This window comes from Martelella radicis (assembly GCF_014196625.1).
Lineage (GTDB): Bacteria > Pseudomonadota > Alphaproteobacteria > Rhizobiales > Rhizobiaceae > Martelella > Martelella radicis.
Window position 1 is genome coordinate 514031 of sequence record NZ_JACIDZ010000001.1, and the last position, 14118, is coordinate 528148.

General features: G+C 60.6%; 14 protein-coding genes. 12 read left to right on the forward strand and 2 right to left on the reverse strand.

Features of this window, described 5'->3' with window-relative positions; all coding sequences use genetic code 11:
* Nucleotides 1-307: 307 nt before the first annotated feature.
* Nucleotides 308-1129 carry a hypothetical protein gene (locus GGR30_RS02345; RefSeq protein ID WP_183482027.1) on the reverse strand — a complete coding sequence of 274 codons (822 nt, stop codon included), beginning with the start codon at nucleotides 1127-1129 and terminating at the stop codon, nucleotides 308-310.
* A 264-nt stretch (nucleotides 1130-1393) separates the two neighbouring features.
* Between GGR30_RS02345 and GGR30_RS02350 the strand changes: the two genes are divergently transcribed.
* From GGR30_RS02350 to GGR30_RS02405, 12 genes are all read left to right on the forward strand, one after another.
* A complete protein-coding gene (locus tag GGR30_RS02350; protein ID WP_183482030.1) occupies nucleotides 1394-2059 on the forward strand; it encodes a hypothetical protein in 666 nt (221 codons plus the stop codon).
* A gap of 341 nt (nucleotides 2060-2400) precedes the next feature.
* A complete protein-coding gene (rpsF, locus tag GGR30_RS02355; RefSeq protein ID WP_183482033.1) occupies nucleotides 2401-2817 on the forward strand; it encodes a 30S ribosomal protein S6 in 417 nt (138 codons plus the stop codon).
* A gap of 25 nt (nucleotides 2818-2842) precedes the next feature.
* Nucleotides 2843-3091, forward strand: a complete 249-nt coding sequence (rpsR, locus tag GGR30_RS02360; RefSeq protein ID WP_018062978.1) for a 30S ribosomal protein S18 — start codon at nucleotides 2843-2845, stop codon at nucleotides 3089-3091.
* 152 nt (nucleotides 3092-3243) lie between these two features.
* Nucleotides 3244-4242, forward strand: coding sequence for a DUF2232 domain-containing protein (locus GGR30_RS02365; RefSeq protein WP_183482036.1), 999 nt, complete (start codon nucleotides 3244-3246; stop codon nucleotides 4240-4242).
* Nucleotides 4233-4859, forward strand: coding sequence for a 50S ribosomal protein L9 (gene rplI / locus GGR30_RS02370; protein WP_183482039.1), 627 nt, complete (start codon nucleotides 4233-4235; stop codon nucleotides 4857-4859). The genes GGR30_RS02365 and rplI overlap by 10 nt, the downstream gene beginning before the upstream one ends.
* A 329-nt stretch (nucleotides 4860-5188) precedes the next feature.
* Nucleotides 5189-6682, forward strand: coding sequence for a replicative DNA helicase (locus GGR30_RS02375; protein WP_183482042.1), 1494 nt, complete (start codon nucleotides 5189-5191; stop codon nucleotides 6680-6682).
* Nucleotides 6683-6744: 62 nt separating this feature from the next.
* Entirely contained in the window at nucleotides 6745-7926 is a 1182-nt protein-coding gene (alr, locus tag GGR30_RS02380; RefSeq protein ID WP_183482045.1) for an alanine racemase, read from the forward strand.
* A gap of 25 nt (nucleotides 7927-7951) precedes the next feature.
* A complete protein-coding gene (gene radA / locus GGR30_RS02385; protein WP_183482048.1) occupies nucleotides 7952-9352 on the forward strand; it encodes a DNA repair protein RadA in 1401 nt (466 codons plus the stop codon).
* Nucleotides 9353-9410: 58 nt separating this feature from the next.
* The gene (locus GGR30_RS02390) at nucleotides 9411-9989 is read left to right on the forward strand and encodes a CvpA family protein (protein WP_183482051.1); all 579 of its coding nucleotides are present in this window, start codon (nucleotides 9411-9413) and stop codon (nucleotides 9987-9989) included.
* Between the two features lie 69 nt (nucleotides 9990-10058).
* Nucleotides 10059-11546, forward strand: coding sequence for an amidophosphoribosyltransferase (gene purF, locus GGR30_RS02395; protein ID WP_183482054.1), 1488 nt, complete (start codon nucleotides 10059-10061; stop codon nucleotides 11544-11546).
* 27 nt (nucleotides 11547-11573) lie between these two features.
* A complete protein-coding gene (locus GGR30_RS02400) occupies nucleotides 11574-12317 on the forward strand; it encodes an SDR family NAD(P)-dependent oxidoreductase (RefSeq protein WP_183482057.1) in 744 nt (247 codons plus the stop codon).
* Between the two features lie 20 nt (nucleotides 12318-12337).
* Complete coding sequence (locus tag GGR30_RS02405) at nucleotides 12338-12898, forward strand: DUF1349 domain-containing protein (protein ID WP_183482060.1); 561 nt, start codon at nucleotides 12338-12340, stop codon at nucleotides 12896-12898.
* Nucleotides 12899-12904: 6 nt separating this feature from the next.
* Here the strand turns inward: GGR30_RS02405 and GGR30_RS02410 are convergent, their stop codons facing one another.
* Complete coding sequence (locus tag GGR30_RS02410) at nucleotides 12905-14053, reverse strand: MFS transporter (protein WP_183482063.1); 1149 nt, start codon at nucleotides 14051-14053, stop codon at nucleotides 12905-12907.
* Between the last annotated feature and the right edge of the window lie 65 nt (nucleotides 14054-14118).

Genomic DNA, 14118 nt, shown 5'->3' on the forward strand with positions numbered 1-14118 from the left:
CCAGCTACTGGAAACAGGGGCTCGGGGAGGATCGGCATCGGGTGGTGAAACGGGCTTATGCTGAGACGATGGATGATCCTCGATTTTGCGGAAAGCCCAATGAATTACCATTCGGTTGCACAAGGAACTCAACGTCGGTAGCGGTATAGCTTAGTGCCTGTCCAAGAATTAGCCGATAGGTCCTTAGCCCACAAATTTGCAGGCGTTAGGTCCATGAAATACGATATCCCAAGCTGGTTTGGCCTGACCCGACGCCACAATCTGCCGACAATTATGCATTCTTGAACAGACTCTGAGTACGTCCTTCCTATCCAAACAATCCGAGCAAGTCCGGAATCCCGAACGCCAGAGGCGTCGAAATGACCGATCTTTTATTCTGATCGACATGCTTCACAATACCCAGTCCTGCCAGTTGGGCGGTGCCCTGACGGACACTACCCCTCGCCGTCATGGTAGTTAGCCAAATCGGATCATAAGGGAATACGTAACGGTAAGCATGGGCTTCTGCGTAAATAAGTGGAGATTTTTCAAACGAATAGTTTTCTACATAGCATTTATCGGTATTGGCACCATTCTTTGTCCTACATCTTCTGTAGAATGAAATCGTCAACCCCTCCGCAACTTGCTTCTCAGGTTGTAGAATTTGCTCAACATCGATGGCCTTGATAGAAATCAGACGAAGAACCGTGCTCACCTCATACAGCTGAGGCGCGATGAAACCATCTTCGGGAAATCCTCGATTGAACATGGCCCGCGTCTCAGGGGACAGCACACCCGCTTCGGAAAGATGAAGCACCCTCGGCACATTTACATAATGTGGGGACCGAAGTTTATCGAGCCATACTGGCCTGCTAGCCGCGGTGCGCAAGAGCGACGCGTTAGAAACCTCTTGCTCTGCACTCGCCTTCCAACTTCGTAGAAGTTCCGGTGAAAATCCATCCCCACTGTTTTTGTCGATCAAATCGGCACAATCTGCGCATAGCCATATACCGTTATCAGCAGATTTACGTTCGGAGGCTGTCAAATTAGCTTCGAATCGGGGGCCATTCTTTGATGCTGCGGTGATGTGCGCGGCTCTACCAAAAGACGAAACATAAGCGGGATAGTCTGGGCTTGGAACGATTGTCATTCTCCGACACTCTGGACGAGAGCAATAGCCCGCTACCCTCGTCATAAGAGTACGAACGGTCGCCGCGTTGAAATCATCTCTGTTATTTTTGCCCATCTCCAACTCCCTCCTTCAAGCCAACCATAGCGCAAACAATCCACAATTAATTAGTCACCTTCTAAGGCAACACATAAAGTTCTTTATTACATAAATTAAGTCGTGATAGAATTTTATCGAAAATGTATTTCTTGCCGTGTTCGACCCTGCTACTCTGGAGCTTGAGATATGTCTGTATTGGATATCCCTCTGCGAAAATTGCTACAGCTGTTCTACGCGGCACCTCCACTGCGGCGGTCAATTCTGAAAAGGGATATTCATTTAGATCGTAAGAAGGCAGACGGCGGTAATCGGACCCAAGGAGGAGACTTCCACGGCCCATTCTGGTCAGATGTGAAGAAGCATATTGCAGGTGAAGGTGAGCTATTGCAGCTGACCGATGCGCGCGTAAATTCCAACAAGAATTTCAGAAGACTTTACCCACTCCTAAAAGAAGGCGTCCTCGAACTACTGAACGAAAAGTTGCGCTGGTCGAATGAGAGAGTTGAGATTATTCCTCAAAGTGTTCACGGCAACCTTCAGATCGAAGATCTTGGAGCAACAATTCGCATTAGGGACGCCCTTAACGCGAGAGTCAGAGAAAAGTATACACGCGTGGTATACCCATACTTCAGCGAGGACCCCGCTCTCTCTGAGGAAGGGGCGCGCATAGGCCTTTGGGTGATGAAACGGGCGCTTATAAATCTCAACGAGGACGACATGCGCATCATTGACCCGCTTCGAAAAACTTTCTTCTCCCCACAAACCGCGCCATGGCAGGGTGACGAAGAGTCCGTGCTCCATAAAAGGTACCGGTCGTTGATCAGCGAATGGGAGCACTTGAAACGCGAGTGAGCCTGTAATGCCTCATGCTCGGCAAACGAAGCTATCGGTGAGGACATAGCGCGCTTGTATCAATAGCCAATCTCTCACTTCGCCCACCCCTTGCATTCCGTCCGAAAATCCGTATAAGCCGCTCATCCACAGGTCCGGTCTTCAGGCTGGTGGCTGAACGGAGGGCTGTTTTCGCCGTGGCGAAAGCGCTTGGTGCGTGAAAAGCGCCTGCCTCCCGTGTCGCCGCTCTCGACCGTCTCGATCAAACGCTTTTCTTGCCGGGCTTGGCCCTCCAGGAGCAGTCGTTGAGGCTTAGCCGCCGAGGTCCGGATCACGGGTAAATGCAAGAAAGGCAATTCAACATGGCACTTTACGAACACGTGTTCCTGGCCCGCCAGGACATCACGGCGCAGCAGGTTGACGGCATCGTCGAGCAGTACAAGGGACTGATCGAAGAGCATGGCGGCAAGGTTGGCCGTATCGAGAACTGGGGCCTGAAGTCCCTCACCTACCGTATCCGCAAGAACCGCAAGGCGCATTACGCGCTGATGGACATCGACGCGCCGGCTGCCGCGATCCACGAGATGGAACGCCAGATGCGCATCAACGAGGACATCCTGCGCTACATGACCATCAAGGTCGAAGCGCATGAGGAAGGCCCGTCGGCGATGATGCAGAAGCGCGACCGCGACGACCGTCCGCGCCGCGACGGCGGCAACCGCGACCGCGGTGATCGTGGCGACCGCGGCGATCGCGGCGATCGCCGTCCGCGCAGCTGATTGCGAGATTTAAGGAGTTTTTATCATGGTAGCTATCGCCTCCATCCCGACGCGTCGTCCGTTCAACCGTCGTCGCAAGACCTGCCCCTTCTCCGGCGCCAACGCTCCGAAGATCGACTACAAGGACGTTCGTCTCCTGCAGCGCTACATTTCCGAGCGCGGCAAGATCGTTCCGTCCCGCATCACGGCCGTCAGCCAGAAGAAGCAGCGTGAACTCGCCCGCGCCATCAAGCGCGCCCGCTTCCTCGGCCTCCTGCCCTACGTCGTTTCGTAAGGCGCTTCGGCCGCAAGGCATGATTTCGGAGAAGGCGCATCTGGCGGCTTCTCCGGCACAAGGCTCCGGCGCGGTGGGCGCGCAGCAGCCAGAAAATTGAACCCAGGTTGGGAAACTTGATTTCCCTAACTGCTCAAAAGGCAGGACAGCGGATGAAAACACTCAATGCAAAGACATTGCTGATTGGCGCGCTTGCCGGCGTTGCGGGCTTCATGCTTGCTTACGCGGCGAGTTTCAACGCGCTGTTTTCAACGCTGCTTTCCGCCGCCTCCGCGCTTCCCATCCTGATTGCCGGCCTTGGCTGGGGCAATTTTGCCGCGATCGTCGCGATCATCGTCGCCGGCGGTCTCGGCGCGACCATGGTCTCGCCCTTCTTCGCGCTTTATACGCTCGCCATCACGCTGGTGCCGGCAGGCTGGCTCAGCCATCTCGGCAATCTGGCGCGCCCGGCAAGCGAGATCGGCGGTCCGGAAGGCCTTACCGCTTGGTATCCGCTGTCCGATATCCTGATGCATCTGTGCGCCGTCATCACGCTGGCGCTGATCGTGCTGGGGGCTGTCGCCGGTTACGGCCCGAATGCGACCGGCGAACTGATCGATGCCTTCATAGAGGCGTTGACGGTCCAGAACCCGGACCTTGCAGCCGATGCGGCGCTGATTGCGCAGTTCAAGTCGATGTTCGTGGTGATGCTGCCGATCGTCCAGGGCGCGACCTCGGTCATCCTCCTGTTCGTCGCCTATCATTTTGCCGCGCGGATCGTGATTTCGTCCGGGCTGACGAGCCGGCCGCGCGAGGACGTGGCCAAGTCGCTGCGCATGCATCGCAATGCGATCTTCGTGTTTCTCGCGGCGCTGGTCGCGACCTTTTTCGGCGGAACGATCGGCCTCATCGGCGCGGCCTGTATCGGCGCCTTCGGCGGCGGCTTTCTGCTGGCCGGTCTTGCCCGCATGCATCTTGCCGCGCGCGGCCAGAGCTGGGGCGTGCCGGTCATCATCCTCTCCTATCTTTCGCTGATTTTCACCTTCCCGGCCCTGATCTTCGTGGTGATGGGCCTTCTCGACACGCGGCGGGCCATTGCGCTCTCACCGGGCGCAACCCCGCCGGACGATGACAATGACGACGACACTGAAAGGAAAAACCCATGGACGTAATCCTGCTTGAACGCATCGCCAAGCTTGGCCAGATGGGCGAAACCGTCAAGGTTCGCGATGGCTATGCCCGTAACTACCTTCTGCCGACCGGTCGCGCGCTGCGCGCCAACGCCGCCAACAAGGCCCGTTTCGAAGCCGAGCGCGCGGTGCTGGAAGCCCGCAACCTCGAGCGCCGCAACGAAGCCCAGAAGATTGCCGACACGCTTGACGGCAAGTCCTTCATCGTTGTCCGCTCCGCCGGCGAGACCGGCCAGCTCTACGGCTCGGTCGCGACCCGTGACATCGTCGAGATCCTCGGCGAGGAAGGCTACAAGATCTCCCGCAATCAGGTGGTTCTCAACCACCCGATCAAGACGGTCGGTCTGCACAAGGTCGAGATCCAGCTCCACGCCGAAGTCTATGTCACGGTCGAGCTGAACGTCGCCCGCACCGCCGAGGAAGCCGAACGTCAGCTCCATGGCGAAGACCTCACCTCCGCCGATGCCATCTACGGCGTTGACGAGGATGCGCTGCGTCCGGAAGACTTCTTCAACCCGGATGCCGACTACGACCTCGACGACGAGGACGAAGCCGAAGAAGCCTCCGCCGAAGAAGAAGGCGACGAGGAAGACAAGTAAGGCCTCTGGTCTTGCACAGGCTTCCGGCAACCTTTGCTTTCCTCTGACCTGTCATGCTCGGGCTCGACCCGAGCATCCAGGCGGCACGGAAAATGAGCGACGGTCCGCTATGCGCCCGGCCTTTCCAAGGCCGGGTTTTTCGTTTTCCGCCGCTCGGGTGTATCATGCACTCTCGCGTGACGGGGGCGAATCGTGTCAAGGCCGCTTGGCCCCGCCCTCGCGTTTAATTTTTCAGCCTGTGAATTAGTGTTGAGGACGGCTTCGGCCCTTCACCAGCATTCTCATTCGTCTATGCTTGGGCGAACCAGACGAGAGCCACCGGAAAAATCATGAATGACATCGCGCCTTCCCTTTCCTTCCAGACGCCCGGAGCGCCCCAGCAGCGCGAGGCGCCGAACAATCTGGAAGTCGAACAGGCCCTGCTCGGCGCAATCCTCGTCAACAACAGCGCGTTCTACCGCGTCTCCGATTTCCTGAAGCCGGAGCATTTCTACGAGCCGCTGCACCGCAAGATCTACGAGCTTGCCGGCGACACGATCCGCATGGACAAGATCGCCAACACGATCACGCTGAAGACGCATCTTCCCTCCGACATGAAGGTCGGCGACCTGACGGTCGCGCAGTATCTCGCCCGTCTCGCGGCCGAGGCCGTCACCATTATCAATGCCGAGGATTATGGCCGAACCATCTACGATCTGGCGATCCGCCGGCAGTTGATCGAGATCGGCGAAGGCATCGTCAATACCGCCTATGACGCGCCTATCGACCTGCCGCCGGCCGAGCAGATCGAGGACACCGAGCGCAAGCTTTTCGCGCTTGCCGAGACCGGCCGCTACGAGGGCGGTTTCCAGTCGTTCGAAAACGCCGTGACCATCGCCATCGACATGGCGAGCAAGGCGTTTGAAAGCGACGGTCACCTTTCGGGCATTTCCACCGGCATCAACACGCTCGACGGCAAGATGGGCGGCCTGCAGCGCTCCGACCTGATCATCCTCGCCGGGCGTCCGGGCATGGGCAAGACCTCGCTTGCGACCAATATCGCTTGGAACGTCGCCTCGGCCTATGAACCCGAGGTCCTGCCTGACGGCACGATCGAGGCCAAACAGGGCGGCGTGGTCGCGTTCTACTCGCTCGAAATGTCCGGCGAACAGCTCGCCACCCGTATCATTTCCGAGCAGACGGAAGTCTCGTCTTCGAAGATCCGCCGCGGCGACATCACCGAGGCCGACTTCGACAAGCTCGTCGCCTGCTCGCAGACCATGCAGAAAGTGCCGCTCTATATCGACCAGACCGGCGGCATTTCCATCGCCCAGTTGTCGGCCCGCGCCCGCCGCCTGAAACGGCAGCGCGGCCTCGACCTGCTCGTGGTCGACTATGTCCAGCTCATGACCGGTTCGAAGAAATCCGGCGACAACCGCGTGCAGGAGGTGACCGAGATCACCACCGGCCTGAAAGCGCTGGCCAAAGAACTGGAAGTGCCGATCATCGCGCTCTCCCAGCTCTCTCGTCAGGTGGAAAACCGCGACGACAAGCGGCCTCAACTCTCCGACCTTCGCGAATCGGGCTCGATCGAGCAGGACGCCGACGTGGTGCTGTTCGTCTACAGAGAAGAGTATTACGTCCAGAATCTTGAACCGCGCGATCCCGACGATCCGGCCTATGACGAGTGGAAGATGAAATACGAGAAGGTGCGCGGAACCGCCGACGTCATTATCGCCAAACAGCGTCACGGCCCGACCGGAACCGCCAACCTCGCCTTCCAGGCCGCCTATACGCGCTTTGCGGATCTTGCGGACCCGTCCTATTCAAGTTTCGACGAATAAATATGGGCGAAACGGCGTGAACACGCTATAATCGCCGCATATTTGCAACAAACGGCGATTTCATGTCTGAATATTCGAATGATCTCAACGAAGAACCGCTTCAGGAAGGGGAAATCCCCTTCTCGGCTGCCCCTGCCCGGCTGACAGTCGATCTCGGCGCCATCGTCGACAACTGGAAAACCATGCGCGCGCTTTCCGGCAGCGCCCGGACGGCGGCCGTGGTCAAGGCCGATGGCTATGGCCTCGGGATCGAGGATGTCGGCGAAGCGCTTTATGGCGCGGGCGCAGCGGATTTTTTCGTCGCCGTGCCCGAGGAAGGCGAAACGCTTCGGCGGTTTGCACCCAATGCTCGCATTTTCGTACTGTCCGGCATGTGGCCCGGCACGGAAGAGATTTTCTTCGAAAATGATCTCGTGCCGGTTCTTGCGAGCACGGAACAGCTTTCCTTCTTTTTCTCCGCCGTTGCGGAATACGGCGATTTTCCCTGTGCCCTTCAGGTTGATACCGGCTTCAACCGGCTCGGTCTGACGGTGGAGGAGGCTTTGGCGCTGGCCGGCGATGTCTCTCGGCCGGCAAGCTTCGAACCGGTCCTCATTCTCTCCCATCTTGCCTGTGGCGATGATCCGGCGTCTGCGATGAACAGGGCCCAGCTCGACTGGTTCCGCATCGTCACTGCAGCCTTTGAAGGCGTGGAGGCGAGCCTGTCTGCGTCGGCCGGAATTTTCCTCGGCGCCGATTATCATTTCGACCTCACCCGTCCGGGGATCGCGCTTTATGGCGGAGATTCGCAGCCCGGCACCTCAAAACAACTGAAACCGGCGGCAAAAGCTGAAGCACGGATCGTCCAGATTCGCCACGCCCGCGCCGGCGCGACGGTTTCCTATGGCGCCACCTGCCGGCTTGCGCGCGACAGCCGGCTTGCAATCGCCGCTGCCGGCTATGCCGATGGCTATCACCGCTCGCTTTCGGGTTCCGGCGCGCCGCTGCGCGAAGCCGTCAGGTCCGGCGGCCACGGCTTCATCGCCGGCCATAGGGTGCCGATTGCGGGCCGGATCACCATGGATATGACGATTTATGACGTGACCGATGTGCCCGAAGGCACCATCAGGGTCGGTGATTATATCGAGTTGATCGGCCCCGACCTTCCGCTCGATGAGGCGGCGACGGCGGCCGGCACGATCGGCTATGAACTGCTAACATCCCTTGGCTTGCGCTACCGCCGCCGCTATACCCAGCCCGACTGACGCTTTTTCCGACAAAGAAGAGACCTTGGCCAAACAGAAGACCCAGTTCATCTGCCAGAATTGCGGCAGCGTGCATCCCCGCTGGGCGGGACGGTGCGATGCCTGCGGCGCCTGGAACACGATCGTCGAGGAAAACCCGGCAGCCGGCATTGGCGGCGGCCCGGCCCGCGCGCCGAAGAAAGGCCGTCCGGTGGCCCTCGTCAAGCTCGACGGAGAAAGCGAGGAAGCGCCGCGCATCGCCAGCCTGATGGCCGAGCTGGACCGGGTCACGGGCGGTGGCTTCGTTCGCGGCTCCGCCGTTCTGGTGGGCGGCGATCCCGGCATCGGCAAGTCGACGATCCTGATGCAGGCCGCCGCCGCCCTTGCCCGTCAAAACCAGCGGGTAATCTATGTTTCCGGCGAGGAAGCCATAGCGCAGGTCAGGCTCCGGGCCCGGCGCCTTGGCGCGGCCGATACCGAGGTGCTTCTCGCTGCCGAGACCAATGTCGAGGATATTCTGGCGACACTCGCCGAAGGCCCCCGTCCCGATCTCGTCATCGTTGATTCGATCCAGACGCTCTGGTCCGATCAGGCGGAAGCCGCTCCAGGCACGGTCACGCAGGTGCGCACCGGCGTGCAGGCGATGATCCGTTTCGCCAAGCAGACGGGCACCGCCATGGTTCTGGTCGGCCACGTCACCAAGGAAGGCCAGATTGCCGGCCCCCGCGTGGTCGAGCACATGGTCGATGCCGTGCTCTATTTCGAGGGCGAGCGCGGCCATCACTACCGCATTTTGAGAACGGTAAAGAACCGCTTCGGCCCGACCGACGAGATCGGCGTGTTCGAAATGGGCGATACAGGCCTTCGCGAGGTCGCCAACCCCTCCGAGCTTTTCCTCGGCGAGCGCAACGACAAGGCGCCAGGCGCCGCGGTATTTGCAGGCATGGAAGGCACCCGACCTGTTCTCGTTGAGGTTCAGGCTCTGGTCGCGCCCACTTCGCTCGGTACGCCGCGCCGCGCCGTGGTCGGTTGGGATTCGGCAAGGTTGTCGATGATCCTCGCCGTGCTGGAAGCCCATTGCGGCGTGCGGCTCGGCAATCACGATGTCTATCTCAACATCGCCGGCGGCTACCGTGTCACCGAGCCCGCGGCCGACCTGGCCGTTGCCGCCGCGCTTATTTCCTCGCTCGCCGGACTTGCTCTCCCGGCCGATTGTGTCTATTTCGGCGAGGTCAGTCTTTCCGGAGCGATCCGTCCGGTGACCCATGCGGCGCAGCGTCTGAAAGAGGCTTCCAAGCTTGGTTTTGCGCGCGCGGTGCTCCCGTCCGGTTCCGCAGAAATTGCGCAAGTGAACGCAAACGGATTAAAAGGACTTGAAGCTCTACCGGAACTTGTGGCCGACATTGCGGGCATGAAGCCGGAGAATGGGGCGGATGACAGCGAGTGAGACGCCTCAGGGCGACCGGTCCGGAAAAAGTGCGGACCCACGACAAGCGGAGCAATGAATGCCAGTAACCCTGTTCGATCTGATTGTTGTCGGCGTTGTTCTGTTTTCGGCCCTACTCGCCATGGTTCGCGGGTTTTCTCGGGAGATCCTCTCACTTCTAGCCTGGGGCCTGTCCGCCGTCATCGCCTATCTGGCCTACCCCTTCCTGGCGCCGACATTCGAGGGTTTTCTCGGAGACGCGCGCATGGCCATGGCTGGCGCCTTCGCGGTTGTTTTTCTCATCGCCCTTGTCGTTCTTTCACTGGTGACCACGCGATTTGCGGACTATATTATCGACAGCCGCGCCGGCGTGCTGGATCGTTCGCTTGGTTTTGTCTTCGGCCTTGTGCGTGGCGTGCTGATTCTCGCGGTCGCGGTCGCATTCTGGAACTGGCTGGTCGGCGATGCCCAGAGCCCCGACTGGATCAGGAACGCCAAGTCGAAGCCCGCGCTCGACATGCTTGCCGCCAAGCTTGAGTCCTATCTGCCCGGCGGCAAGGAGATCGAGAGTTCGCTTGAGCGCGATGAGACGCGACTTCTGGCAATGATCGACGGTAACGTCATTTTGAATTTCCGGCCGGATGTCCGGCCTATCTGATATCTCTAGTACTGTCTGGATGAACCTGCTTTCGGACGAGCCCTGCCCCAGCCATTTCCGGATCACGCGATGACCAGTTTTGACCACCATGACGATTTCAGCCTGGACGATGATACGCTGCATGAGGAATGCGGCGTCTTCGGCATTCTGGGCCACCCAGACGCGGCGGCGCTGACCGCGCTCGGCCTGCACGCGCTGCAGCATCGCGGCCAGGAGGCGGCCGGCATCGTCTCCTATGACGGCCAGCAGTTCCGCTCGGAGCGCCATCTCGGCCTTGTCGGCGATCACTATACCGATCCGGCCATGCTGGAGAGCCTCAAGGGCTCCATGGCCATGGGCCATGTGCGCTATTCGACGACCGGCGGAACGGTGCTGCGCAATGTCCAGCCGCTTTTCGCCGAACTCGGCGTCGGCGGCATCGCCATTGCCCATAACGGCAATTTCACCAACGGCCTGTTCATGCGCCGCAAGCTGATCTCCGACGGCGCGATCTGTCAGTCGACCTCGGATACCGAGGTCGTTCTGCACCTGATCGCCCGTTCACGCGCCAAGACATCCTCCGACCGCTTCATCGACGCCATCGGCCAGATGGAAGGCGGCTACTCGATGATCGCGATGACCCGCACCAAGCTGATCGCCGCGCGCGACCCGACGGGCATCCGCCCGCTGGTGATGGGCGAGCTGAACGGCAAGCCGATCTTCTGTTCGGAAACCTGCGCGCTCGACATTATCGGCGCCAAGTTCATCCGCGACGTCGAAAACGGCGAAGTCGTCATCTGCGAGCTTCAGCCCGACGGAACGGTCTCCATCGACAGCCGCAAGCCCGCGCTCAAACAGCCCGAGCGCCTCTGCCTGTTCGAATATGTCTATTTCGCCCGCCCCGATTCCATCGTCGGCGGCCGCAATGTCTACCAGACGCGCAAGAACATGGGCGTCAATCTCGCGCAGGAGGCTCCGGTCGAAGCCGATGTCGTCGTGCCGGTGCCCGATGGCGGCACGCCGGCGGCGATCGGCTATGCGCAGGAAAGCGGCATTCCCTTCGAGCTCGGCATCATCCGCAACCATTATGTGGGCCGCACCTTCATCGAGCCGACGCAGCAGATCCGCGCCTTCGGCGTCAAGCTGAAGCATTCGGCGAACAAGGCGGTGATTGCCGGCGCGCGGGTGGTGCTGATCGACGATTCCATCGTGCGCGGCACGACTTCGGTGAAGATCGTGCAGATGCTGCGCGAGGCCGGCGCCAAAGAGGTGCATATCCGCGTTGCCAGCCCGATGATCTACCATTCGGACTTTTACGGCATCGACACGCCCGATCGCGACAAGCTGCTTGCCAACAATCACGAGACGCTTGCCGACATGTGCAAGTTCATCGGCGCGGACTCGCTGCAGTTCCTCTCGATCGACGGGCTCTACATGGCCGTCGGCGGCGAGAAGCGCAATAATGCCCTGCCGCAGTTCACCGATCACCAGTTCACCGGGGACTATCCGACCCGCCTGCTCGACAAGGAGCATGAGGGAGAGTTTTCCAAGATCGAGCTTCTGGCCGGCAACGGCTGAAGCCTGAACCCATCCGGAGACCACATCATGAGCAAGTCACTCGAAGGCCGGCTGGCGGTCGTCACCGGCGCCTCGCGCGGCATCGGCTATTTTACCGCGCTGGCGCTGGCAAAGCGCGGCGCGCATGTCATTGCCTGCGCGCGCACGGTCGGCGGGCTTGAGGAACTGGATGACGCAATCAAGGCTGACGGCAACGGCTCGGCAACGCTGGTGCCGATGGACCTTGCCGATATGGGCGCGATCGACCGTCTCGGCGGATCGATTTTCACGCGCTGGGAAAAACTTGACATCATGGTCGCCAATGCCGCCGTCCTCGGCGTCGTCTCGCCGCTCGCCCACCTGGAAGCCAAGGTGTTCGAACAGGTGATGACCGTGAACGTCACGGCGACCTGGCGGCTGATCCGTTCGCTCGAGCCGCTGCTGCTGCAGTCCGATGCCGGCCGCGCGGTGCTGATCTCCTCCGGCGTTGCCCATACCTGCCGGCCCTTCTGGGGCGCCTATGCCGCCTCCAAGGCCGCCGTCGAGGCCATGGGGCGCACATGGGCCGCGGAAACCGCGCACACCGCGATCAAGGTGACGAATTTCGATCCCGGCCGCACCCGCACCGCCATGCGCGCGCAGGCAGCCCCCGGCGAGGACCCGATGACGCTGCCGCATCCAAGCGAAGTGGCGGAAAAGATCGTGCCGCTGGTCAGCCCCGACTTTCAGGAGAGCGGCAAGCTCTTTGTTTCCCGCGAGGACCGACTGAAGGACTATCGCCTGCCGGAATAGGCACGGCACGGAGGAACATCATGGCGCAATGGCTGAACGAACCTGCTGAATGGTCGGAAGAGAACGGGACGCTGGAACTGGTGACCGACAAGGCTACCGATTTCTGGCGCAAGACTTTCTACGGCTTTACCCGCGACAGCGGCCATGCCCTGCTTGAGCCGGTCGCCGGCGATTTCTCGGCCAGCGCGACCGTCACCGCCGACTACGAGACGCTCTACGATCAGGCGGGCCTGATCCTGCGCATCGACGAGACCCACTGGATCAAGGCGGGCATCGAGTTCACCGACGGGCTGATGCATTTTTCCACCGTCGTCACCCGCGACATCTCGGACTGGTCGGTCATACCGCTGCATGATGCGAACCCTCAGACGCCTGTCTCGATCCGCATTACCCGCCATGATGATGCTGTGCGGGTGCAGTTCCATCTGGGCGACGGCCAGTGGCAGATGGCACGACTTTGCCCCTTCCCTTCATCTGACGCCCTGATCGGCATGACTGCCTGTACGCCCGAACGGGCGGGCCTGAAAGTGCGGTTTGCCGATTTTACTGTCGGCGACCCGATTTCGCGCCAGCTGCACTGATAGCTGTCAGGCCCTGCGCAGCCGCCACATGAGAATAACACAGACGGCCAGGAAAAGGCCGCCGCAAAGGCTGACCGCCCCATACCCGAACCCCGCATAGAGACCGCTCATCAGCAGCGGCCCGAAAAACACCGCGCTATAGGTCACGGTGGTGTTCAGGCCGATCAGCGTTCCGCGCGCTTCGAGCTTGCGTTCGGCGAGAAGCAGGACGGTCAGGTTCAGGCCGAAATGATTGAATATCCCGAGCAGGAAAGTCGCCAGCAGCGATGACCAATAGGCTTGCGTCGATGGATAGAGCAAGAGATAGACAAGTCCGGATCCGCCCAGCAGGAACGGAAACAGCCTTGCAGGACCGAGCCGGTCGACATGGCGCGCCAGAATACCGCCGATGCCGAAGCCGATACCGTAGGTCATGACGGCAAGGCTTGCCGCTGCCGCGCTGATGCCGAGCGCATCGCGCATCCTGAGGCCGAGAAGCGCGTAGGTCCCGTAGAAGACCGTCATGAACAGAAGTCCGGTCGCGAGCATGCTGACAACGCCGCGGACGCGGATCGCCTCGCGGCGCGTGTAAACCTTTCCGCGCGCGTTGTCAGGGTTGCCATCACCCGTGACGGCAAAGATCAGACAGGTCAACAGGGCGAGCGTCGCCAGCGCGCCATAAGCAAGGCGCCAATCGAGGGCATCGCTCAACATCGCGGAAAGCGGCACACCGACGATCAGCGAAAGCGACCAGCCCGAAAGGACGATGCCAAAGGTTCGCGCCCCCTTCCCCGGCGGCGCCGCGCGCACTGCCTGCGAGTAGACGGCAGGCAGAAGCACGCCGGTTGCCAGACCGGTTACCGCCTGAAAGAAGGCAAGAACCTGCCATGCCGGACTCAGGGCAGACCCGGCAAAGCCGGACGCGATCAGCAAGGCGGAGCCGGACAGAACCACGCGCATGGCGTAACGATCGATAACACCGGACAGAAAGAAGGCGGAAAAGGCTGCCGCCGCGCCAAAGGCAGAGATCGCGCGCGTCACGGCGACCGGCTCCGTGTCGAGCGTCCGCGCGACGTCGCCGAGGATCGGCCCGAGAACGAAGGAATTCGCGCCGATCAGAAACACGCCGACGACCAGCGCCGCCAGTCGCAGGCGTTGAAGCAGGGAAGATTGCACGGAAGAGCCTATGCGCGGTGATTCACTTCAGACCATTATCCGTGATCGCCGGGGACAATCAACCG

Excerpts from the sequence above, each read along its gene's own strand:
- rpsR (WP_018062978.1), top strand. The coding sequence starts at position 2,843 with ATGGTAGCTATCGCCTCCATCCCGACGCGTCGTCCGTTCAACCGTCGT.
- rplI (WP_183482039.1), top strand. The coding sequence starts at position 4,233 with ATGGACGTAATCCTGCTTGAACGCATCGCCAAGCTTGGCCAGATGGGC.
- alr (WP_183482045.1), top strand. The coding sequence starts at position 6,745 with ATGTCTGAATATTCGAATGATCTCAACGAAGAACCGCTTCAGGAAGGG.
- GGR30_RS02405 (WP_183482060.1), top strand. The coding sequence starts at position 12,338 with ATGGCGCAATGGCTGAACGAACCTGCTGAATGGTCGGAAGAGAACGGG.
- GGR30_RS02390 (WP_183482051.1), top strand. The coding sequence starts at position 9,411 with ATGCCAGTAACCCTGTTCGATCTGATTGTTGTCGGCGTTGTTCTGTTT.
- GGR30_RS02400 (WP_183482057.1), top strand. The coding sequence starts at position 11,574 with ATGAGCAAGTCACTCGAAGGCCGGCTGGCGGTCGTCACCGGCGCCTCG.
- GGR30_RS02365 (WP_183482036.1), top strand. The coding sequence starts at position 3,244 with ATGAAAACACTCAATGCAAAGACATTGCTGATTGGCGCGCTTGCCGGC.
- purF (WP_183482054.1), top strand. The coding sequence starts at position 10,059 with ATGACCAGTTTTGACCACCATGACGATTTCAGCCTGGACGATGATACG.
- GGR30_RS02350 (WP_183482030.1), top strand. The coding sequence starts at position 1,394 with ATGTCTGTATTGGATATCCCTCTGCGAAAATTGCTACAGCTGTTCTAC.
- rpsF (WP_183482033.1), top strand. The coding sequence starts at position 2,401 with ATGGCACTTTACGAACACGTGTTCCTGGCCCGCCAGGACATCACGGCG.
- GGR30_RS02345 (WP_183482027.1), bottom strand. The coding sequence starts at position 1,129 with ATGACAATCGTTCCAAGCCCAGACTATCCCGCTTATGTTTCGTCTTTT.
- GGR30_RS02375 (WP_183482042.1), top strand. The coding sequence starts at position 5,189 with ATGAATGACATCGCGCCTTCCCTTTCCTTCCAGACGCCCGGAGCGCCC.